At 64.6% G+C, this 21057-nt stretch carries 18 protein-coding genes; 15 read left to right on the top strand and 3 right to left on the bottom strand.

All coding sequences use genetic code 11. From position 1 onward, the window contains the following. Nucleotides 1–2 precede the first annotated feature (2 nt). The 3 genes from ACNJYD_RS31200 (at nucleotide 3) to ACNJYD_RS31190 (ending at nucleotide 4122) form a co-directional block, all read left to right on the top strand. On the top strand, nucleotides 3–605 hold the full coding sequence (locus ACNJYD_RS31200) for a LysE family translocator (protein WP_172787432.1): 603 nt from the start codon (nucleotides 3–5) through the stop codon (nucleotides 603–605). A gap of 133 nt (nucleotides 606–738) precedes the next feature. After that, complete coding sequence (ilvC, locus tag ACNJYD_RS31195; protein ID WP_271498370.1) at nucleotides 739–1758, top strand: ketol-acid reductoisomerase; 1020 nt, start codon at nucleotides 739–741, stop codon at nucleotides 1756–1758. A 651-nt stretch (nucleotides 1759–2409) separates the two neighbouring features. Further along, nucleotides 2410–4122, top strand: coding sequence for a sulfatase-like hydrolase/transferase (locus ACNJYD_RS31190; protein ID WP_439364274.1), 1713 nt, complete (start codon nucleotides 2410–2412; stop codon nucleotides 4120–4122). Nucleotides 4123–4127: 5 nt separating this feature from the next. Here ACNJYD_RS31190 and ACNJYD_RS31185 read toward each other — a convergent pair whose 3' ends face one another. Next, nucleotides 4128–5687, bottom strand: coding sequence for a glycine betaine ABC transporter substrate-binding protein (locus tag ACNJYD_RS31185; RefSeq protein WP_439364273.1), 1560 nt, complete (start codon nucleotides 5685–5687; stop codon nucleotides 4128–4130). After that, nucleotides 5684–6466, bottom strand: coding sequence for an ATP-binding cassette domain-containing protein (locus tag ACNJYD_RS31180; RefSeq protein ID WP_439364272.1), 783 nt, complete (start codon nucleotides 6464–6466; stop codon nucleotides 5684–5686). The genes ACNJYD_RS31185 and ACNJYD_RS31180 overlap by 4 nt, the downstream gene beginning before the upstream one ends. A gap of 279 nt (nucleotides 6467–6745) precedes the next feature. On the opposite strand from ACNJYD_RS31180, the gene ACNJYD_RS31175 reads away from it, so the two are divergent. Together ACNJYD_RS31175 and ACNJYD_RS31170 are read left to right on the top strand one after the other, a co-directional pair. Next, complete coding sequence (locus tag ACNJYD_RS31175; RefSeq protein ID WP_260380248.1) at nucleotides 6746–7564, top strand: ABC transporter ATP-binding protein; 819 nt, start codon at nucleotides 6746–6748, stop codon at nucleotides 7562–7564. Next, entirely contained in the window at nucleotides 7564–8352 is a 789-nt protein-coding gene (locus ACNJYD_RS31170) for an ABC transporter permease (RefSeq protein ID WP_439364271.1), read from the top strand. The genes ACNJYD_RS31175 and ACNJYD_RS31170 overlap by 1 nt, the downstream gene beginning before the upstream one ends. Nucleotides 8353–8402: 50 nt before the next feature. Here ACNJYD_RS31170 and ACNJYD_RS31165 read toward each other — a convergent pair whose 3' ends face one another. Next, entirely contained in the window at nucleotides 8403–8852 is a 450-nt protein-coding gene (locus ACNJYD_RS31165; RefSeq protein WP_172787426.1) for a cupin domain-containing protein, read from the bottom strand. A 137-nt stretch (nucleotides 8853–8989) separates the two neighbouring features. On the opposite strand from ACNJYD_RS31165, the gene ACNJYD_RS31160 reads away from it, so the two are divergent. The 10 genes from ACNJYD_RS31160 (at nucleotide 8990) to ACNJYD_RS31115 (ending at nucleotide 20597) form a co-directional block, all read left to right on the top strand. Next, nucleotides 8990–10015 carry an ABC transporter substrate-binding protein gene (locus tag ACNJYD_RS31160; RefSeq protein ID WP_439364270.1) on the top strand — a complete coding sequence of 342 codons (1026 nt, stop codon included), beginning with the start codon at nucleotides 8990–8992 and terminating at the stop codon, nucleotides 10013–10015. A 28-nt stretch (nucleotides 10016–10043) separates the two neighbouring features. After that, nucleotides 10044–10748 (top strand): NUDIX hydrolase, encoded by a 705-nt coding sequence (locus ACNJYD_RS31155; protein ID WP_439364269.1) that lies wholly within the window; start codon nucleotides 10044–10046, stop codon nucleotides 10746–10748. 93 nt (nucleotides 10749–10841) lie between these two features. Continuing rightward, on the top strand, nucleotides 10842–12164 hold the full coding sequence (locus ACNJYD_RS31150; RefSeq protein ID WP_439364268.1) for an ABC transporter substrate-binding protein: 1323 nt from the start codon (nucleotides 10842–10844) through the stop codon (nucleotides 12162–12164). Nucleotides 12165–12176: 12 nt separating this feature from the next. Next, entirely contained in the window at nucleotides 12177–12944 is a 768-nt protein-coding gene (locus ACNJYD_RS31145; RefSeq protein WP_036037489.1) for an ABC transporter ATP-binding protein, read from the top strand. A gap of 3 nt (nucleotides 12945–12947) precedes the next feature. Continuing rightward, on the top strand, nucleotides 12948–13652 hold the full coding sequence (locus tag ACNJYD_RS31140; protein WP_172787421.1) for an ABC transporter ATP-binding protein: 705 nt from the start codon (nucleotides 12948–12950) through the stop codon (nucleotides 13650–13652). Between the two features lie 5 nt (nucleotides 13653–13657). Beyond that, nucleotides 13658–14539, top strand: a complete 882-nt coding sequence (locus tag ACNJYD_RS31135) for a branched-chain amino acid ABC transporter permease (RefSeq protein ID WP_036006719.1) — start codon at nucleotides 13658–13660, stop codon at nucleotides 14537–14539. Then, complete coding sequence (locus ACNJYD_RS31130) at nucleotides 14536–15555, top strand: branched-chain amino acid ABC transporter permease (protein ID WP_172787420.1); 1020 nt, start codon at nucleotides 14536–14538, stop codon at nucleotides 15553–15555. Before ACNJYD_RS31135 ends, ACNJYD_RS31130 begins: the two co-directional genes overlap by 4 nt. Beyond that, nucleotides 15515–16444: a polyphosphate kinase 2 family protein gene (locus ACNJYD_RS31125; RefSeq protein ID WP_260380245.1), complete on the top strand. Its 930-nt coding sequence runs from the start codon at nucleotides 15515–15517 to the stop codon at nucleotides 16442–16444. The genes ACNJYD_RS31130 and ACNJYD_RS31125 overlap by 41 nt, the downstream gene beginning before the upstream one ends. Further along, nucleotides 16441–17478, top strand: coding sequence for a patatin-like phospholipase family protein (locus ACNJYD_RS31120; RefSeq protein ID WP_439364267.1), 1038 nt, complete (start codon nucleotides 16441–16443; stop codon nucleotides 17476–17478). Before ACNJYD_RS31125 ends, ACNJYD_RS31120 begins: the two co-directional genes overlap by 4 nt. A gap of 794 nt (nucleotides 17479–18272) precedes the next feature. After that, nucleotides 18273–20597, top strand: a complete 2325-nt coding sequence (locus ACNJYD_RS31115) for a mechanosensitive ion channel domain-containing protein (protein ID WP_439364266.1) — start codon at nucleotides 18273–18275, stop codon at nucleotides 20595–20597. Nucleotides 20598–21057 lie beyond the last annotated feature (460 nt).

Raw genomic sequence — 21057 nt, 5'->3', positions numbered from 1 at the left:
TGATGACCTACTCGCTGTTCTATGCCTTCCTCGTCTTCATGGTCGTGATGTACTTCACGCCCGGGCCGAACAACATCATGCTGCTGTCCTCCGGCCTGACCTACGGCTTCCGGCGCACCATCCCGCACATCGTCGGCATCGTGCTCGGCTTCGCCTTCATGGTCGCCGCGGTCGGCCTCGGGCTCGGCTCGGTGTTCCTGGCCTATCCGATCCTCCAGACCATCCTGAAATATGCAGGCGCCGCCTACCTGATTTACCTGGCTGCCGCGATCGCCATGGCCGGTCCGGCAAAGCCGGGCGAGGAGAATGGCCGCGGCCCCATGACCTTCTGGGGCGCGGCGATGTTCCAATGGATCAACGCCAAGGGCTGGGTGATCGTGATCGGCACCATCACCGCCTATGCGGCGATCGCCCAATTCCCGATCAACATCGCCATTCAGACTGTGATCAGCCTGATCGTCGGCACAGTCTCGACCGTAGTCTGGGCCCTGTTCGGCTCCGCATTGCGGCCGGTCCTGACCTCCGAGCGGCTGGTCCGCGCCTTCAACATCCTGATGGCGATCCTGCTGCTGGCCTCCCTCTACCCCGTTTTCATGGATGCATGATGTCGCGGATTTCCATGCAGAAACGGGTTTCCCTCAGGGCTGAAAATGCTCTAGACAGCCCCCGAAATCCGCAAATTTCACCCTTCGGACACTGACCATTGGCCGATTTCGGCCCTGAACGAGGAAACGACCTATGCGTGTTTATTACGATCGCGACGCCGACCTGAACCTGATCAAGGGCAAGAAGGTCGCCATCGTCGGCTATGGCAGCCAGGGCCATGCCCATGCGCTCAATCTGAAGGATTCCGGCGTCAAGGAAGTCGCTATTGCGCTGCGCAAGGGTTCGGCCTCGGCCAAGAAGGCGGAAGCTGCCGGCTTCAAGGTGCTCGAGGTTGCGGACGCCGCCAAATGGGCCGACCTCGTCATGATGCTGACCCCGGACGAGCTCCAGGGCGACATCTATCGCGAGCACCTGCACGACAACATGAAGAAGGGCGCCGCCCTCGTGTTCGCCCACGGCCTCAACGTCCATTTCAACCTGCTCGATCCGCGTGCCGACCTCGACGTGCTGATGATCGCGCCGAAGGGCCCCGGCCACACCGTGCGCTCGGAATATCAGCGCGGCGGCGGCGTGCCCTGCCTGATCGCGATCGCCAAGGACGTCTCGGGCAACGCCCATGACCTCGGCCTGTCCTATGCTTCCGCCATCGGCGGCGGCCGTGCCGGCATCATCGAGACCACCTTCAAGGAAGAGTGCGAGACCGACCTGTTCGGCGAGCAGGTGGTGCTCTGCGGCGGCTTGGTCGAGCTGATCAAGGGCGGCTACGAGACCCTGGTCGAAGCCGGCTACGCGCCGGAGATGGCCTATTTCGAGTGCCTGCACGAAGTGAAGCTGATCGTCGACCTGATCTATGAAGGCGGCATCGCCAACATGAACTACTCGATCTCCAACACCGCCGAGTACGGCGAGTACGTCACCGGCCCGCGCATCATCACCGACGAGACCAAGAAGGAGATGCGCAAGGTTCTGGCCGACATCCAGGGCGGCAAGTTCGCCCGCGACTGGATGCTCGAGAACAAGGTCAACCAGACCTCGTTCAAGGCGACCCGCGCCAAGCTCGCGGCGCACCCGATCGAGGAAGTCGGCGCGAAGCTGCGCGACATGATGCCCTGGATCAAGAAGGGTGCGCTGGTCGACAAGAGCAAGAACTAAGCCGTTGTGCTCCGGACGCGCTCAGCACCTTGGTGATGCGCTGCTGATCCGGGGCCCGGCGCGGCTCCTGCGTCCCGGCTCTGCGCTGCGCTTGTCCGGGACGCGAGCGCAAGAGCTTCGCTCGCCAAGCCAAATCGTGAACCTTTGCCGTTCTAATTCGAGCGAGATCGCAAACAGCGATCTCGCTCTTTTCGTCTTGCGCGAGGCATTGCTGGGTCGTTCGAGCTCCAAGCCGCACGCCCGCCGTCCTGCGGCCCACGCCGGCGGTATCACCACGGCGAACGTCGCCCTGGCCTGATCGATGCTGCGCTGCAACTGAAAGCACGGAGCGGAGATCTCCGTCCGCGATGCTGGGCGCCGGTCCGCGGTGTCGTCCGCACTTGCCGAGCCGCGACGTCCCGAGCGTCGAGGATGGCGCAGGCGAAGCGGTGCTAGACCTGTTCATCGCCGGAATAGCGAAGCGCTGGGGCATGCGTCGCAGCCCACTAACAATAAGCGAAGGTCGGACCCCGCCGCGCGTTGCCTGTCCTTGACCGTTCCGTTACAGTTTTATGACACGGTGCAGGCTTCCGGCTGCTCCGGAGGCCTTGGCCGCTATTAGGCCGGCCAGGCTTGGCATCACCCCGCCGGACCAGAAGTTGCGTGTCGTCGATGGCGTCCGCGCCCAATCCAGGCCCTTCTGCCACCACCGCCGTGCTGGCGAGTGTCGCCGCACTCGGCATCTGGCGGCTGCTCGCGGTTGCGGCGCCGCATCTGGCCGCGCTCGCACTGATGTACGAGACCGAGACCGATTTCGGCTCGCGCCTGTCCTTCGCGCTGGCCTGGGGCATCCTCAACTTCTTCTGGATCGTGCTGCTGCGGCGGCCGGCGCTGTCGGGCGCGCTGTCGCTGACCATGGTCGTCGTGCTGGTGCTGCTGTCGCGGCTCAAGCACGACGTTGTGCAGATGACGGTCAACTTCATCGACCTGATGATGATCGACCGCGACACTGTCGCGTTCCTGTTCACGATCTTTCCGAATTTGCGCTGGTCGGTGATCCTGGCCGGTCTCGTCACGCTGCCGCTGATGTACGCGCTGTGGTGGCTCGATCCGTTCCGCATCCGCCGCCTGCCGGCGCTCGCCTGCAAGCTCGCCTGCCTTGCCGCCCTGGTCGGCTATTCGCTCTATCACCCGGACGAGGCCTGGCGCGGCTATTACGACGACGGTTATCTCTCGAAATTCTTCCGCTCGGGCGTCACGGCCGTCTCCGACTTTGCGCGGTACGGCTTCATGGAGGCGGCTGCCTCGACCAACGAGCGGCTCAACATGCCGCTGGTCGATGCCTGCCACCCCGCGGGCCGCCGGCCCAACATCATCATGATCCATGATGAATCGAGTTTCGATATCCGCGCCGCCCAGGGCATCAAGGTGCCGCCGCGCTATGGCGACCATTTCAAATCGTGGGACGGCAAGCAGCGCACGTTCCTCGCCGAGAGCAATGGCGGCCCGAGCTGGTTCACCGAATACAACGTGCTCGCAGGGCTCTCCTCGCGCTCGTTCGGCCGCTTCGCCTATTTCGTCACGCGCATCGCCTCGAGCCGGGTCGAGCGCGGCCTGCCGCTGGCACTGCGCCGCTGCGGCTATGACACGCTGTCGCTCTATCCCGCCCATGGCGGCTTCATGGCCGCGCGCAGCTTCCAGATGACGACGGGAATCGAGCGCTTCCTCGATTCCAAGGATCTCGGCGCCAAGGATGTCGAGCCCGACAGCTTCTTCTACGACAAGGCGCTTCAGCTGATCGGCCAGCAGCCGCCGAACAAGCCGCTGTTCACCTTCATCTATCTCGGTGCCAACCACTTCCCCTGGGAGACCCGCTTCCGTCCCGATCTGCTGCCGAACTGGCGCGCGCCGGGCAACGTGCCGTCCATCGACGAATATCTGCGCCGGCAGGCCATGAGCGCCGAGCAGTACAAGGCGTTCGTTGCCGGTTTGAAGAAGACCTTTCCCGGCGAGCCCTTCCTGATCGTGCGCTATGGCGATCATCAGCCGGAATTTGCGCCTGCCATCCTCGAGCCCGGGCTCGACGAGGGCGCGATCGGCAAGAAGCTCGACGCCTACGATCCGCGCCTCTACGCGACCTATTACGCGATCGACGCCGTCAATTTCGAGCCGGTTGGAAGCCAGGCCGTGATGGACACGATCGACGGCCCCTATCTGCCGCTGGTCATTCAGGAAGCCGCCGGCATCCCGCTCGACCCCTCCTTTGCCGAGCAGAAAGAGATCATGCTGCGCTGCAAGGGCATCTTCTACGGCTGCAAGGATGGCGCCGAGGCGCGGCGGCTGAACCGGCTGCTGATCGATGCCGGAATGATCCGGGGATTGTAGCCGGCCTATCGCTTGCCGACTTTTTCCCACAACCACTTCGCCACAGCATCGGGCGATGAATTCGCATCATTGCCGCTGGCGCGCAGGTTCGCTTCGCGCATGGTGGCGATGTCGATCTTGCCGAGCAATGGCTTGAGCGCCGCCTGCAGTCGCTCGTCGCCGGCGCGCTTCGGCGCGAGCAGCAGGATCGCATCATAGGGTGGGATCGCGTGCTTGGGATCGTCGAGCGTTGTGAGCTCGTATTTGGCGATCAAGCCGTCGCTGGTGTAGCCGGCGATGACGTCGACCTCGCCGCTGGCGACGGCCGCATACATGAAGTCCGGTTGCATCTGGCGCTGGGCGCGGAACTGCAGCCCATAGGCCTTCTGCAGGGCGGCCCATTCGGGGCGCGAGAAGAATTCGTAGTCGCCCGCAATCGACAGCGTCGCCGTATGTGCGGCGAGGTCGGCGATGGTTCGGATGCCGAGCGCCTCGGCGCGCCGTCTTGGCATCACCAGCGCATACGCATTCTCGAAGCCGAGCTCGCCGAGCAGGGTGATGTTGTCCTTGGCGAGCGCCGTCTTCAATTCCGCCACCAGCTCGGCGCGCGGCCTCATGTCGGTGCGATGCAGCTGGTTGGCCCAGAGCGTGCCGGAATAATCGACATAGAGATCGATGTCGCCGGCCTTCAGCGCCCCGAAGATCACGCTGGAGCCGAGCCCGGAGCGCGCCGTCCCGGACAGACCGGCGGCCTGGAGGCGGTCCCTCATCAACGCCGACAGCACATATTGCTCCGCGAAGGTTTTGGCGCCGACCACATAGCCCGACGCCGAGCGTCCCATCGTCGGCACCAGCGTTGCTGCGACCAGCGCCGCGATTCCGACCGCGCCGAGGCTGCTGCGCACACGGCTGCGGCGGCGCAGACCGCTCTCGATCAGTCCAAGCAGCTGGTCGACCGCAAGCGCGAGCAGGGCGGAAGCCACGCAGCCGAACAGCACGAACACCCAGTTCTGGGTCTGGAGGCCGGCGAAAATATAATTGCCGAGGCTGGTCTGCCCGATCGGCGTCGACAGCGTCGCGGTGCCGATCACCCACACCGCCGCGGTGCGGATGCCGGCCATGATCACCGGCAGCGCGAGCGGCAGCTCGACGATGACAAGCGATTGTCGCGCGGTCATGCCGACGCCCTTCGCTGCCTCGATCAGCGCGGGATCGATGCCGTTGAGGCCGGTGATGCCGTTGCGCAGCACCGGCAGCATCGAATAGAGCGCCAGCGCCAGCATCGCCGGCAGGAAGCCGAACGCGGAGAAGGATACGCCGAACCAGGCAAGCGTGACGGAAGCCGCCAGCAGCAGCAGCGGATAGAACAGTGCGAGCAGCGCCAGCCCGGGTACGGTCTGCACGATGCTGGCGAACGCGAGCAGGATGCCGCGCGGCGCCGGGCGGTTGCGCGTCAGGATCGCCAACGGCAGGCTCACGGCGAGGCCAAGCGCGAGCGCGGCGAGGCTCACCCGCACGTGGTTGCCGAGGTAGTCAGGCAGATGCGACAGCGCCTCGCCCCAACGTGGATCGGCGAAGAGGCTCATGCCGCACCGCCCATCGGGAGCAACGCATTCAGTCGCTCGACCTGGCGCCGCGGGGTGCGCAACAGCTCGAGCACGTAATCGTCGCTGCTGCTCGCGAGTTCGGCGGCCGTACCCTGTGCGAGCAATCGTCCGCCGCGCATTACCGCGATGCGGTCGGCGAGCAGGATCGCCTCGGTCATGTCATGGGTGATCATCACAGTGGTCAGGCCGAGCTTGCGGTGCAGCGCGCGATAGTCCTCTCCGAGCGCATCGCGGGTGAGGGGATCGAGCGCGCCGAACGGCTCGTCCATCAGCACGATGCGGGGTCTTGCGGCGAGCGCCCGCGCCACGCCGACGCGCTGGCGCTCGCCGCCGGAAAGGGCCTCCGGAAGACGGTTGCGGTGAGCAGCCCGGTCGAGCTGCACGAGCTCCAGCAGCTCGTCGACGCGCCCTGCGATTGCCGGAGCCGGCTCGCCGAGCAGCTTCGGCGTGATGCCGATATTGTCGGCGACGCTCAGATGCGGAAACAGCCCGCCGCTCTGGAAGACATAGCCGATCCGGCGCCGCAGCGCGACCGGATCGACACTCCGCACGTCCTCGCCTTCGACCGTGATGGTGCCGCTATCGGTCTCGATCAGCCGGTTGGCCAGCCGCAGCAGCGTGGTCTTGCCCGAGCCCGAGCCGCCGACGATCGCCACAAGCTCGCCCTCGGCGACGTCGAGCGACACATCGTCCACGGCTGCGAGGGACCCGAAGCGCTTGGTGACGTGCTGGTAGCTGATCGCCGGCTTGGCAGACATCGCAGGTGTGCTCTCTCTTCTCTTACCCTCCCCTGGAGGGGGAGGGTCGATCGCGCGAAGCGCGAGCGGGGTGGGGTGATCTATCCACGTTGGCAGTGCATCTGTGGAAAGACCGTCACCCCACCCCGTCTCACATTTCGCTGCGCTCATGTGAGCCGACCCTCCCCCTCCAGGGGAGGGTAAGAGCGCGGCAGTACGGTATGCGTAGCACGCCCGGCGCCTCGATTGAACTTGGCCGCGTGAGCGGCTAAGGCATCGGCCTGAGTTCGGAGGAAGCACATGACGACGCCCACAGCAGTGGCGCTGGAAGATACCAAGGTTGCGTTCCGCCTGGGAGACGGGCGCCTCTACACGGCAGTGGAGAAGGCTCATCTCGCGGTGGCACAGGGCGAGTTCGTCGCCATTGTCGGACCCACAGGGTGCGGAAAATCGACGCTGCTGAACGTCGCCGCCGGCCTGCTCAAGCCAGCCGGCGGCCGTGTCAGGATTTTCGATCAGCCGCTGGCGGGGCTGAATCGGGATGCCGGCTATTTGTTCCAGGCTGATGCGCTGTTCCCCTGGAAGACCGCGCTCGACAATGTCGCGATCGGGCTCGAGATCAAAGGCACGCCGCGCGCTGAAGCCTTGCCGCAGGCGCAGAAATGGCTGACCTCCGTCGGCCTCGGCGCCTTCGCGAACCGCTATCCGCACATGCTCTCCGGCGGGCAGCGCAAGCGTGTGGCTCTGGCGCAGGTGCTGATTCGCGATCCGAAGATCCTCTTGATGGACGAGCCGTTCGGACCGCTCGATGCGCAGACGCGCCAGGTCATGGGCAATCTGCTGCTCGACCTGTGGAATGCCGACCGCAAGGCGGTGCTGTTCGTCACCCATGATCTGGAAGAGGCGATCGCGCTCGCCGACCGCGTCGTGATCATGTCGGCAGGGCCGTCCTCGCGCATCATCGGCGACTGGCGCGTCAGCTTGGCCCGTCCGCGCGACATCTTCGAGGTGCGCCTCGACAAGGAATTCCATGCGCTCCACCGCGAGATCTGGGGCGTGCTGAAGGACGAGGTGATGAAGGGTTACGCGCAGTCCACCCAGGCGGCGGAGGCGGTCTGATGTCGCGCCCCACGCTGTTTGCGCTGCAGATCCTGGTCGCGGTCGTCGGCGTCGTGCTGTGGCAGGTGCTGTCGACCGTGCCCGTGTTCGGCAAGATCCTGCTGCCGCCGTTCTTCTTCTCCAACCCGTTCGACGTGTTCAGCCAGATCGTGAAATGGTTCGCCTCCGGCGTGATCTGGAAGCATCTCGGCATCACGCTTACGGAATCGATCCTCGCCTTCGTGATCGGATCGCTCGGCGGGGTCCTGGTCGGCTTCTGGTTCGCGCGCCAGCCGCTGGTCGCCGCGGTGTTCGACCCCTATGTGAAGATGGTCAACGCACTGCCGCGCGTGGTGCTGGCGCCGATCTTCGCGCTGTGGCTTGGGCTCGGCATCTGGTCCAAGGTCGCGCTCGGCGTCACCTTGGTGTTCTTCATCGTGTTCTTCAACGTCTATCAGGGCGTCAAGGAGGTCAGCCGGACCGTGCTCGACAACGGACGCATGCTCGGGATGAGTGAGCGGCAGCTGATGCAGCATGTCTATTGGCCGTCGGCCCTGTCGTGGATGTTCTCCTCGCTGCACACCTCGGTCGGCTTCGCCGTGGTCGGTGCGGTGGTCGGCGAATATCTGGGGTCGGCGGCCGGGCTCGGATACCTGATCCAGCAGGCCGAGGGCGTGTTCGACGTCGCCGGCGTGTTCGCCGGCATGTTCGTGCTGTCCGCCTTCGTCATCCTGATCGACTTCGGCGTCACGCTGGTGGAGCGGCGGCTCCTGGTGTGGCGGCCGACCGCGTTGGATGGGAGGGGCTAGGCGCGAGCTCACCTCTCCCGCAAGCAAGCGGGAGAGGTGAAAGCAAGAGTTCAATCCAGCAGCTTGGTGTCGTCAGGAGCTTGCGGCGGCGTCTTGATCGCGATCGCCTTGACCTGGCCGCTGATCGGCTTGGTGCCGCCATGCGGCGTGCCCTTGGGGATGATGACGAGGTCGCCGGGCTTCACCGTCACCTCCTTGTCGCCAAGCCAGATCGTGCCGGTGCCGTCCAGGATGTACTGGATCTCGTTGGTGTTGGGATGCAGGTGCTTGGGCACGTTGCCGACCTGGATCGAGACGGTGGCGCCATCCGCGCTCGCGAACATCTTGGAGCGGTAGCCGACCGCGTTGGCGGGCCCGAGCGCATCGCCCTCCATCTCGCCGGTGTGGATGAGCTGCGCGGTGATATTCTCGGCGGCGAGCGCCGGCCGGAGCAGGTGGGTGGCGCCGCATCCGGCGGCAAAGGCGGCGGCGATCGACAGGCTGGCTGCAAGGCGATTCATGGATGATCTCCCCATCAGGAATTGTTCTTGTTTGGGCATGCTATTGCGCCGAAGGGCTGATGGCCAGCCCGCTCAGGCAGTGCTTCTCAAGCCAGCCTCGCTGCTCTATGGTGCCGCCGGCCGAACGGAGGAAACCAATGAAGAACACGATTGCTAGGCTCGCGGGCGCGCTGCTCGCGCTGACGCTCACCACCTCGTTTGCCGCGGCGCAAAGCAAAGTCACCATCGCGGTCGGCGGCGGCTCCTGCCTATGTTATCTGCCGACGGTGCTGGCCAGGCAGCTCGGCGAATACGACAAGGCCGGCGTCAATGTCGAGCTGGTCGACCTCAAGGGCGGTTCGGACGCGCTGAAAGCCGTTCTCGGCGGCAGCGCCGACGTGGTCTCCGGCTATTTCGACCATTGTGTCAACCTCGCCGCCAAGAAGCAGGAGCTGCAGTCCTTCGTGGTCTATGACCGCTATCCCGGCCTCGTGCTGGTGGTCGCGCCCTCGCGCACCAACGACATCAAGTCGGTCAAGGATCTCGCCGGCAAGAAGGTCGGCGTCAGTGCGCCCGGCTCCTCCACCGACTTCTTCCTGAAATACATGCTCAAGAAAAACGGGCTCGATCCCACCAGCGCCGCCGTGATCGGCGTTGGCCTCGGCGCCACTGCGGTGGCCGCGATGGAGCAGGGCCAGATCGACGCGGCGGTGATGCTCGATCCGTCCGTGACCGTGCTGCAGGGCAGCCACAAGGATCTGCGCATTCTCTCGGACACCCGCACCCAGAAGGATACGCTGGAGACCTTCGGCGGCGAATATCCGGGCGGCGCGCTGTATTCGACCGCGGCCTGGGTCAACAGTCACGAGAAGGAGGCACAGGCGCTCACCAATGCGATCGTCGCTACGCTCGCCTGGATCCATTCGCATACGCCCGAGGAGATCATGGCGAAAATGCCGGAGGAGACCGTCGGCAAGAACAAGGATCTCTATCTTGCCGCACTGAAGAACACGATCCCGATGTATTCCGAGACCGGCAAGATGGACCCGAAGGGCGCCGACGCCGTGCTTGCGGTGTTCAGTGTCGGCTCGCCCGAGGTGGCGAACGCCAAGATCGACGTCAGCAAGACCTTCACCAACAAATTCGTCGAGCAGGCCAAGAAGTCCACCGGGAGCGCCAAATAGCCGCCGCGAAGGCGTGGTATCAGGCGTCATGACGTCACCAATCATTCATCGCGTCACGACGCTTGATCTTGCGGTGCGGCCGATCGTGTGGCCGTTCGCCGAGGAACGGCGCGCCGAGATCGCGGCGCATTTCGCCGAAAAGCAGCGCGAGCGGCCGAAAATCTGGAACGGCCGCGTCCTGCTCGGGCGCGACGCCGTGTTCAACGACGGCCATCTGACGGCGACCTATTTCGAGACCGATTTCGCAAGCTTCCTCGCCTGGCGCGACTGGGGATTTCCCGACAAGGCCGTGTTCAACGGCTTTGGCATGGGGGCGTTGCGCGCCTCCGACGGCGCCTTCATCATGGGCGAGATGGCGCCCCACACCGCCAATGCGGGCCGCATCTATTTCCCCTCGGGAACGCCTGATCTCGACGACGTCAGGAACGGCGCGCTCGACATTCCCGGCAGCGTCGTCCGCGAGCTCGGGGAGGAGACCGGCCTGACCGCGGCCGACTATCGGATCGAGCCGGGCTGGCATTGCGTGGTCACCGGCCCCACGATCGCGATGCTGCAGGTCATCAACCTGGATATGCCGGGCGATGTGGCCCGCGCCCGGATCGAAGCCAACCTTGCGCGCGAGACTGAGCCGGAGCTGTCGGCCATTCATCTCGTGCGCGGGACCAGCGATCTCAGGCCGTCCATGCCGCGATTTGTCACGGCCTTCATCGAGCAGCAGTGCGCAGCGCGCTAACGCGCGAGGCTTGACATCGCCGCGCGCAGCCCATGTGATGGGCCGAAGAAATTGCACCAAGAATGCAATGCACAATGGTCCAGGGAGGTTTTGATGCGCCTGCGCATGGCTGCCCGCTTGGTACGTGGGCTGTTGGTCGCGATATCAGCGACGGGCTTGGCGGTGTCTGCCGAGGCCCAAGACAAGGCTCAAGAGAAGAAGCTCAAGATCGGCGTCATCTATGATCTGACGGGTCCGCTCGCCGGCGGCGGTTCGGAGCTGCAATATACCGGCGCAAGGATCATGCTGGATCAGTACAGCGCGAAGGACGTCGAAGGCTACAAGATCGAGGCGATCTATGCCGATGCTCAGAGCAAGCCGGACGTCGCCATCAACGAAGCGATCCGTTTGATCGAGCAGGAAAAGGTCGACATGCTGCTCGGCTTCTTCTCCTCGGCGCAATGCGTGCCGGTGGCAGCGCGCGTCGAGCAGCTGAAGAAGTTCATGTGGATCACGACCTGCATTTCGTCGGCGGTGCTGGAGAACAAGAGCTACAAATACGTGTTTCGCCCGCAGGCCTCCGGCGATCAGTTCGGCATGATGACGATGGACTTCATCGCGCAGAACGCGAAGGAAAAGTTGGGCAAGGACCCGAAGGACCTGCGGGTCGCCATCATCCACGAGGACGGCGCCTACGGCGTCGACGTTGCCAAAGGCAATGAGGCCGGTGCCAAGAAGGCTGGTTTCAACATCGTGCTCAGAGAGGGCTATTCGGCGACGGCACCGGATTTGTCTGCGCTCGTCACCAAGCTGAAGCGGGCCAAGCCGGATGTGGTCTTCCATACCGGCTACAATCCCGACATCACCCTGTTGCTCCGGCAAGCCCGCGAGCAGGGGCTGAAGTTCGGCGCACTGGTAGGACATGGCGCCGGCTACGGGGTCTATGAGAAGCTGAAGGAAGGCCTGGGCGCCGATGCCAACTACGTCTTCAACACCGATCCGATCTCGATCTGGCTCGCCAACCAGAAGACAATGGATCCGAAGCTGCCGCCGGTCATCAAGGCGGTTGGCGAGGAGTTCGACAAGCGCAAGCCGGGCGTCGCCATCCGTTCGGCCCATGTCGGCATGGCTGCGTCCAATACCTACTTGTTCCTCACCGACGTGCTGCCGCGCGCAATCAAGAAATATGGCGGCGTCGATCCCGACTCGCTGCGCAAGGCAGCACTGGACACCGACATACCCGAAGGCGGCACCATGCTCGGCTTCGGCGTCAAATTCCACGGCGAGGGCTCGCCAATGGCCGGCCAGAACGAGCGCTCGTTCCCGGTCGTGATCCAATACGTCGACGACAAGTCCTATGTGGTGTGGCCCAAGAGCCAGGCGCAGCGCGAGGCTGTGCTGCCGCTACCGAAGGGCACCACCTACAGCAACCAGTAGCGGAGTGCTCCGGTGTTGGAAGTCAGCGGACTGGTGAAGCGGTTTGGCGGCTTCACCGCCGTGAACAACGTGTCGTTCCGGGTCGACCAGGGCGAGATCCTCGGCCTGATCGGCCCCAACGGCTCGGGCAAGAGCACGATCTTCAACATGCTCTCCGGCACGCTGGCGCCGACCTCCGGATCGATCCTGTTCGCCGGGCACGAGATCGCGGGCCTTGCACCGCACCGGATCATCAACAGCGGCATCGGGCGGACCTTCCAGATCCCGCGGCCGTTCCGTCGCCTTAGCATTTTCGAGAACGTCGCGCTTGCCGGCTTCTACGGCCAGGGCCGCCACAGCCGCGCCAAGGCGGAGGAGGCGGCCGAGCGCTCGCTGGCGATGGTCGGCCTGCCGACCGATCGCCATGCCAGCGTCGATGGGCTCGGCGCAGCGGGGTTGAAGAAGCTCGAGCTGGCGAAGGCGCTCGCCACCGCGCCAAAGCTATTGCTCGCCGACGAGAGCCTCGGTGGGCTCGACGAGGCCGAGATGGATCAGGCCGCGGACATGCTGCGCAACATCCGCGACGAGCTCGGCATCACCATCATCTGGGTCGAGCACATCATGGGCGTGTTGATGCGCGTCGTCGACCGCGTCATGGTGCTCGATCACGGCGAGAAGATCTCGGAAGGCTTGCCGAGCGCGGTCGCCGGCGATCCGCGCGTCATCGAGGTCTATCTCGGCACGGACGCCGAGACCACGCAGGCCGCGGCCGCCGAAGCGCGCCGCCGCGCAGGGGGCTAGGCGATGCTGGAGCTTCGCGGCGTCAATGCCGGCTATGGCACCTTCCAGGCGCTGTTCGACGTCGATCTCGACGTGAAGGCCGGCGAAGCCGTGGGCGTCATCGGCCCCAACGGCGCCGGCAAGACCACCTTGATGCGCGTCATCTCCGGCCTGATCCGTCCCTCCCGCGGATCGATCAAGATGGAAGGCGTCGACGTCGTCGCGACCCCGCCGCACAAGATCGTCAGCCTCGGCATTGCGCATGTGCCGGAGAACCGGCGGCTGTTTCCACAGCTGACGGTCGACGACAATCTCAAGATGGGTGCCTTCATGAAAGAGGCGCGGGACCACTACGCCGAGCGGCTGGAGGTGGTGTTCGACCTGTTTCCGCGCCTGAAGGAACGCCGTCACCAGATGGCCGGCACCATGTCCGGCGGCGAGCAGCAGATGTGCGCCATCGGCCGTGCGATGATGTCCAATCCAAAACTGTTGCTGCTCGACGAACCCTCGGCGGGGCTGGCGCCGGTGGTGGTGCAGCAGGTGTTCGAGCTGGTGAAGCGGATCCGCGCCAGCGGGCTGACGGTGCTGATCGTCGAGCAGAACGTGCAGCAGGTGCTGAAGGTGGTCGACCGCGCCTATCTGATCGAGGCGGGCACGATCCGCGCGTCCGGCACCTCGGCCGAGATGCTGGCGAGCGACACGGTCAAGGAAGCTTATCTCGGGGTGTGATGGGCATGCAGGCGTTCCTGGACGTATTCGACATCTACCTGCTGGAGGCCGTCATCAACGGCATCCTGCTCGGCGGCGTGCTGGCGCTGCTTGCGCTCGGGCTCAACCTGATCTTCGGCGTCATCGACGTGACCTGGATCTGCTACGCCGAACTCGTCATGATCGGCATGTACGGCATGTATTTCATGGTGCAGTATTACGGCGTCAGCTATTTCGTTGCTGCCCCGCTCACCATCCTGCTGGTCGCTGTGCTCGGCGCGGCGCTGCACTACCTCGTGATCGCGCCGCTGCTGACCGCACCACCGATCAACCAGCTGCTCGCGACCGGCGGGGTGCTGTTCGTGCTGCAGAGCTTTGCCACCGTCGCCTTCGGCATTGACTTCCGCAATCTCGGCATCCGCCTGCCGGTGCTCGCCTTCGGCGACATGAATTTCAGCTACGCGCGACTGCTCTCGTTCGTCGCCGCGCTGGTCGGCATGGTCGCGGTCTATCTGTTCATGACCCGCACCTTCACCGGCACTGCGATCCGCGCCATCTCGCAGGACCGGCAGATCATGGCGCTGATGGGTGTCGACACCAAGCGGATCTACCTGATCACGTCGGCGCTCGGCGGCGCGCTCGCCGGCCTCGCCGCTTGCCTCCTGGTGCTGCAATATGACGTGCATCCCTTCGTCGGCCTGTCCTTCGGGCCGATCACCTTCCTGATCTGCGTGCTCGGCGGCCTCGGCAATTTCATCGGCGGCTTCATCGCCGCCTTCGTGTTCGCCGAGATCATCTCGCTCGGCGGCCTGTTCTCCGACCTCGAATGGGGCTATGTGCTCGCCTTCGCGTTCTTCATCGTCATGATGTTCATCCGGCCCGCGGGCCTGCTTGCGAGGCGCCGATGATGGGGCAGGGACGGCTTGCGGCGTGGGGGATCGGACTGGCGGCGCTGGTCGCGCTGCCCTTCGTCTATCGCGATCCCTATCATCTGCACATCCTGGTGCTGATCCTGATCTGGTCGTTCGCCTATACGTCCTGGTCGATGATGGGGCGGTTCGGCCTCGTCTCGCTCGGCCATGGCGGCTTCATGGGGATCGGCGCTTACGTCACCGCGCTGTTGTGGAATCACGCAGGTTTGTCGCCCTGGATCGGCATTCCCATCAGCATGGCGGCGGCCGGCGCGCTGGCGATGATCGTCGGCTATCCCTGCTTCCGCTTTCGAATCACCGGGCACTATTTCGTGCTGGTGACGCTGGCGCTGTCAGGCATCGTGCTCCAGGTCATCACCGCGACGCGCGACTATACCGGCGGCTCGCTCGGCTACACCCCGAACCGCGCGTCCGGCAACAAGCTGCTGGCGCTGCAATTCGACGACAAGACCACCTGGTACCTGATCGCGCTGGCAGTCTGGCTGTTTGGCATCGTGGTCTGGCACTGGGTCGACCGCAGCATGGCGCGCTATGCGCTGGAGGCGATCTCGGAGGACGAGGACGCCGCGGCCGCGGCCGGCGTCGACGTCACCGCCGAGAAGCTGAAGATCACGCTGCTCAGCGCGCTGATGACGGCGCTGGCGGGCGCGATTTACTGCCAATACCAGATGTTCATCACCCCCGACACGGTCAGCGGCATCGCGGTCTCGCTGCAGATGGTGTTCGCCGCGATCGTCGGCGGGCTGTTCGTCTCGCTCGGCCCGACCGTCGGGGCCATCATCACCATTCTGCTGGCGGAAACGCTGCGCATCGGTTTCGGCACCAAGGCGGTCGGCTGGGACAACCTGGTCTACGGCGTGCTGCTCGTGCTGTTCATCATATTCCTTCCCAAGGGCATCCTTGGTAGCTTGCTCGACCGACTGAAGTTGCAACGCAAGGTGCCCCGCGCTCATGAGCAAAAAGCCGTCCAAGTCGCTCGCCCAGGAGCTTGACCGCTACATCAAGCCGTTCCGCTATGATGGCTCGGGCAAGTTTCACCTCAAGGATCACAAGACCGACGAGAAGGGTGATCTCGACAAGGAGAAGGCGCTCGCGATTCTCGACGCCAACAAGAAACGGCTGATCGCGTTTCAGGAGAAGCTTTACGCGCAGGACCGCTGGTCGCTCCTGATCGTGTTCCAGGCGATGGACGCCGGCGGCAAGGACTCTGCGATCAAGGCGATCTTCGAGGGCATCAATCCGCAGGGCTGCGAAGTCACGGCCTTCAAGGCGCCGAGCAGCAAGGAGCTCGACCACGACTTCCTCTGGCGTCATGCGGTCGCGCTGCCCGAGCGCGGCCATATCGGCATCTTCAACCGCTCGCATTACGAGGAATGCCTGGTGACGCGTGTGCATCCAGAGATTCTCGCGAAGGAAAAGCTGCCGCCCAGGCTCGTCACCAAGAACATCTGGAAGGAGCGGTTCGAGGACATCTCCGCCTTCGAGCGCTATCTCTGCCGCAACGGCACCGTGGTGCTGAAGTTCTTCCTCAACGTGTCCAAGGAAGAGCAGCGCGAGCGCTTCCTCGAGCGGCTGGAGGATCCGGCCAAGCAGTGGAAGTTCTCCATGGACGACATCAAGGAGCGCGCGCTGTGGCCGCGCTACCAGGCGGTCTACCAGGACATCGTCCGGCACACGGCGACGTCGCATGCGCCCTGGTACGTCGTGCCCGCCGACCACAAATGGTTCGCCCGCGTCGTGATTGGCTCGGTGATCAATGCCGAGCTCGAAAAGCTCGACCTGCGTTTCCCCCGTGCCGACAAGGCCTCGCTGGAGGAGTTCAAGCAGGTGCGCAAGGCGCTGGAGAAGGAGGGGACGGGAGGCAAGAAGCGAGCAAAGTGACAGCCAGCGGGACCACCAATTGCAAGAACGTCAACTTCGCGCTCCAGGGCGGCGGCGCGCACGGCGCCTTCGTCTGGGGCGTGCTCGACCAGGTGCTCGAGGACGGCAGGCTCGCGATCGAGGCGATCAGCGCGACCAGTGCCGGCGCGATGAATGCGGTGGCGATGGCCTCCGGCATGGCGCATGGAGGCGCCGAGGCCGCGCGGGAGAGCCTGCACGCGTTCTGGTACGAAGTGTCGCGCATGGACATGGCGTACGACCTGATGTCGCCGCTGAACCAGTGGATCCAGGCCCTGAAGCTGCCGCCGGAATATCATCCGGTCCACGCATTCATCCACACGCTGACGCACACGCTGCCGCCGAACCTGCTCAATCCCTTTCATTTCAATCCGCTCCGCGCGCTGCTGCAGCGCGTGGTCGATTTCGACCGGCTCAATTCCTCGCCCGAGGCGCCACAGCTGTTTCTCAACGCCACCAACGTCCGTACCGGCAAGATCAAGGTGTTCCAGAGCCCGCTTCTCACGGCGGACACCGTGCTCGCGTCGGCCTGCCTGCCACCCTATTTCCAGGCGGTCGAGATCGATGGCGAGCATTACTGGGACGGCGGCTATCTCGGCAATCCCGCGATCTATCCGTTGATCTACCGCAAGGGCAGTCACGACGTCATCATCGTGCAGGTGACGGCAATCCGCCGCGACGAGCTGCCGGCCAGTGCCGCCGACGTCCTCCACCGCATCAACGAGATCAGCTTCAATTCGTCCTTGATGCGCGAGATGCGCGCGATCGCCTTCGCCACCCGGCTGATCGACGACGGCGAGCTCGACAGCAACAAGCACAGCCGCATGTACATGCATTGGATCGGCAACGACGCGTTGATGTCGCAGCTCGGCACGGCCACGCAGTTCCACCCCGAATGGAGCCTGTTGTGCCGCCTGCGCGACGAGGGCCGCGAGGCGGCGCGAGGCTGGCTGGCACGAAACTTCGACCAGATCGGAAAGGCCTCGACGGTCGATCTGGCGGATATGTTTCTCTAGGCGACCGGCCCTCGGCAAAAAGTGCGAAAACAACCCCATGCACAGTAGCCGGCCATAGCAGAATCAACGGCTTGCAGGGGCCGCTCCTTTGTAATGCGGATTTTACGAAGCGGGTTTGACTCGTCGGGCAAAACAGGAGCATGATGCCACCATTCCCACTTGCCTTCTGAAATTCCTCAATTGGCGCGGAAGCGATTTGCACAGCGGACCTTCCAGCGGAACTCGGGTCGTCAAATGTGATCGTCAGATCATTGATCCTGCTTGACAGTTTTGTGTCCCAGGAGGAGCATCATCGCGGTCGCAAACCAGCGACGCGCAACGTCCACCTCATGAGCAAGGGGAGGTCTATGACACCACCTCCGCAAATCCAGCCGCGTTAATTGCGATGGAGCTCGTTCGGACTATCGCATAGCGGCGGAAACCGCGAACGGCACGCCGGGACAAGGTTTAGCGGGCTGCATCAGTGAGGCAAAGCCCCTACCTTCCCGGCGCTGTATTTTGGTCACGTCGATCGTGTCGGATGGCCGTGAAGGCTGCCGCAACTCTTTGATATCCCGCCTTTCCTTATCCTCCTGTTCGATCTGCACAAGGGTCTGTGCGCGCAGGCCCGATGGAGTTTCGCCGGGGCGTCAGCTCGCGATCCTGCATTGCGGCAAATGCCAAGAGAATGTCGTCTCAAAGGCCAACTTCCGACACAGGCTGGGGGCGAATAGCTGCGATCCGACATGACGGATGTGCTTCGGCGGTGACGGCCACGACACCGCGGGCGCATTCATTTTTTCCAGGGAATCTGCGTGTCGCAAAAGCTTGTCCCGGCGCTTCTCGCCGCTCTTTTCCTCGCGATCTCGTCTCTCTCCTGCGCCCGTGCCGAAGCGCCGGCCGCGGGCGGTGCCGCCGCGCTATCGCCTGACGAAGCCAGGCGTGCGTTGGACACGCTCCAGGACGACAAGAAGCGCGCGCAGATGATCGATACGCTCCGTGTGATCGCCAACGCATCGGGTTCGCAGCAGCCCGCGCCGGAGGCGAAATCGCCGATCCCGCTGGCGGCCGATGGTCTTGGCGCGCAACTCCTGCTCACGGTGTCGGAGGAGATCCAGGAGATATCGAGCGAGATCGCCGGCATGGCACGGACGCTCACGCACTTTCCGGCCTTCTACTACTGGATCATGCGCACCGCGAACGATCCCGCGGCTTACAATCTCCTGATCGAGATCGCCTGGAAGCTGGCGCTGCTGCTGGGCTGCGCTCTCTCGGCCGAATGGGTCATCTTCCGCCTGATCCGCCGGCCGGTCGCGTTCCTGGAGGGGCGCGTTCCGCAAACCGCGCGCCTGCCGGCCCAGGCGCTGCCGCTTGCCGATCCGCCATCATCGGTCGCGGACGTCACGCCCGAGCCGGAGCTGCACAAGCGACGCCACAGTCTCGCGCGCGTCTGGCAGATCATGCTGCGTCTGCCCTTCGTGCTCGGGCGTTTCGTGCTCGAGCTGCTTCCCGTGCTCGTCTTCGTCGCCGTCGCCACCGCGCTGCTCGGAACGGAGCTCGGCGAGCCCGCGATTGTCCGTCTCGTGATCCTCGCCGTCGTCAACGCCTATGCGTTCTCCCGCGGGCTGATCTGCCTGGTCCGGGCGCTGGCGGGGCCGTTCGGGCTGTTTCCGGTGCGCGCGGAGACCGCGGCCTATATCGAGATCTGGGCGCGCCGCATCGTCGGCGTCGGCGTCTCCGGCATCGCCTTTGCCAATGTGGCGCTGCTGCTCGGCCTGCACCGCGCCGGCTACGCCGCGCTGCTGCGCATGGTGATGCTGGTCGTGCACCTCTTCATCGCCGTCATCGTCCTGCAATGCCGCCGCCAGGTCGCCGATGCCATCCGCGCGCCGGCCGAGCGGAAGGGAATTGCGGCCCGTTTGCGCAACCGCATCGCCGGCGGCTGGCACTATCTTGCCATCGCGCTCGACCTCGCGCTCTGGGCGGTGTGGGCGCTCAACATCCGCAACGGCTATTCGCTGCTGCTGCAATATTTCGTCGGCACCATCGCGGTGGCGCTGATCACGCGTGTCGTCATCATGCTGACGCTGAGCCTGATCGATCGCGGCTTCCGCATCAAACCGGAGATCCTCCAGCGCTTTCCCGGCCTCGAGATCCGTGCCAACCGGTATCTGCCGCTGCTGCGCAGGATCGTATCCGGCGTGATCGCCTTCATCGGCTTCGTGGCGGTGCTCGAAGTCTGGGGCGTGGACGCGATCGTCTGGTTCTATGGCGGCCAGATCGGCAGCCGGCTGATCTCGGCCGTGGTGACCATCGGCCTCGCCGTGCTCATCGCAGCGGCCATCTGGGAAGCCAGCAACGCGCTCCTGGACCGCCAGATCAATACGCTGACGCGGGACGGGCACTATGCCCGCGCGGCGCGGCTGCGCACCTTCCAGCCGATGCTGCGCACCGCACTGCTGTGCCTGATCGCGACCGTCGTCGGCCTCACCGCGTTGAGCGAGATCGGCGTCAATGTCGCCCCGCTGCTGGCGGGCGCCGGCATCGTCGGCATCGCGATCGGCTTCGGCTCGCAGAAGCTGGTGCAGGATCTCATCACCGGCCTGTTCCTGTTGCTGGAGAATACGGTGCAGGTCGGCGACACCGTCAGCGTGTCGGGGCTGTCGGGCGTCGTCGAGAACGTCTCGATCCGCACCATCCGCCTGCGCGCGGGTGATGGCGCCGTGCACATCGTGCCGTTCAGCGCGGTCACGACCATCACCAATGCCAGCCGCGGCGCCGGCAATGCCTCGGTGAGCGTCAACGTCGCCTACAAGGAAGACACCGATCGCGCCGGCCAGATCCTCAAGGACATCGTCGACGAGATGCGCCGCGAAGCGGACTTCCGTGCGCTCATCCGCGGCGACCTCGAGCTGTGGGGCATCGACAAGGTCGACGGCGCGATGGTGTCGATCGTCGGCCAGATCCGCTGCACCGAGGCCGGCCGCTGGCCGGTGCAGCGCGAATTCAACCGTCGCATGAAGCTGCGCTTCCAGCAGAACGGCATCGAGGTCGCATCCGCGACGCAGACGATCCTGATGCATATCGCGCCGTCGGGAGATGGCGCCGCCAATCTGATGCCAAGGCGGGCAGCAGGATAAGCAGGCGATCGCATATCAGTTCTTGGCGGCGGCCTGAGCGCGCGCCTCGTCCTTCGAGACAGCGCTAGGCGCCTCCTCAGGATGAGGCTAATCGGCGTCGGTGCCCGTTGATCCTGATGTCGCGCACTCCGTCCTCATCCTTGAGGGCCCGCCAACGGCGGGCGTCTCGAAGGATGGCCGCGGGTGAGATAGGGGCCTCCATGGTTCGAGACGGCGCTGACGCGCCTCCTCACCATGAGGAGTTAGAGGCCTGCGCGTTAACCCTTTCGCGCGCAACTGCCAGTCGTTTGCGCAAGTCTCGCTGCGGTGCGAGATCACAATCGGCGCCGCGGTCTCTCCGTCCTTGATCTGAATGGAGCACTGGCCGACAATGGCTGCGGTTCAATAAGAAACTCCTTGGGGGAATTCGTGAATAGACCTGCCCGGGTCGTTGCCAAATCGACGTCGTCCAATCCGCAGC

It is taken from the genome of Bradyrhizobium sp. SPXBL-02, assembly GCF_051853065.1.
In the GTDB taxonomy this organism is placed as follows: domain Bacteria; phylum Pseudomonadota; class Alphaproteobacteria; order Rhizobiales; family Xanthobacteraceae; genus Bradyrhizobium.
The sequence above is the reverse complement of the archived record's forward strand: the minus strand, read 5'-3'. Positions and strand labels throughout refer to the sequence as shown.

Bases quoted from the DNA above. Each gene is read 5' to 3' on its own strand.
- ACNJYD_RS31200 (WP_172787432.1), top strand. From the start codon at position 3: ATGACCTACTCGCTGTTCTATGCCTTCCTCGTCTTCATGGTCGTGATG.
- ilvC (WP_271498370.1), top strand. From the start codon at position 739: ATGCGTGTTTATTACGATCGCGACGCCGACCTGAACCTGATCAAGGGC.
- ACNJYD_RS31190 (WP_439364274.1), top strand. From the start codon at position 2,410: ATGGCGTCCGCGCCCAATCCAGGCCCTTCTGCCACCACCGCCGTGCTG.
- ACNJYD_RS31185 (WP_439364273.1), bottom strand. From the start codon at position 5,687: ATGAGCCTCTTCGCCGATCCACGTTGGGGCGAGGCGCTGTCGCATCTG.
- ACNJYD_RS31180 (WP_439364272.1), bottom strand. From the start codon at position 6,466: ATGTCTGCCAAGCCGGCGATCAGCTACCAGCACGTCACCAAGCGCTTC.
- ACNJYD_RS31175 (WP_260380248.1), top strand. From the start codon at position 6,746: ATGACGACGCCCACAGCAGTGGCGCTGGAAGATACCAAGGTTGCGTTC.
- ACNJYD_RS31170 (WP_439364271.1), top strand. From the start codon at position 7,564: ATGTCGCGCCCCACGCTGTTTGCGCTGCAGATCCTGGTCGCGGTCGTC.
- ACNJYD_RS31165 (WP_172787426.1), bottom strand. From the start codon at position 8,852: ATGAATCGCCTTGCAGCCAGCCTGTCGATCGCCGCCGCCTTTGCCGCC.
- ACNJYD_RS31160 (WP_439364270.1), top strand. From the start codon at position 8,990: ATGAAGAACACGATTGCTAGGCTCGCGGGCGCGCTGCTCGCGCTGACG.
- ACNJYD_RS31155 (WP_439364269.1), top strand. From the start codon at position 10,044: ATGACGTCACCAATCATTCATCGCGTCACGACGCTTGATCTTGCGGTG.
- ACNJYD_RS31150 (WP_439364268.1), top strand. From the start codon at position 10,842: ATGCGCCTGCGCATGGCTGCCCGCTTGGTACGTGGGCTGTTGGTCGCG.
- ACNJYD_RS31140 (WP_172787421.1), top strand. From the start codon at position 12,948: ATGCTGGAGCTTCGCGGCGTCAATGCCGGCTATGGCACCTTCCAGGCG.
- ACNJYD_RS31135 (WP_036006719.1), top strand. From the start codon at position 13,658: ATGCAGGCGTTCCTGGACGTATTCGACATCTACCTGCTGGAGGCCGTC.
- ACNJYD_RS31130 (WP_172787420.1), top strand. From the start codon at position 14,536: ATGATGGGGCAGGGACGGCTTGCGGCGTGGGGGATCGGACTGGCGGCG.
- ACNJYD_RS31125 (WP_260380245.1), top strand. From the start codon at position 15,515: ATGAGCAAAAAGCCGTCCAAGTCGCTCGCCCAGGAGCTTGACCGCTAC.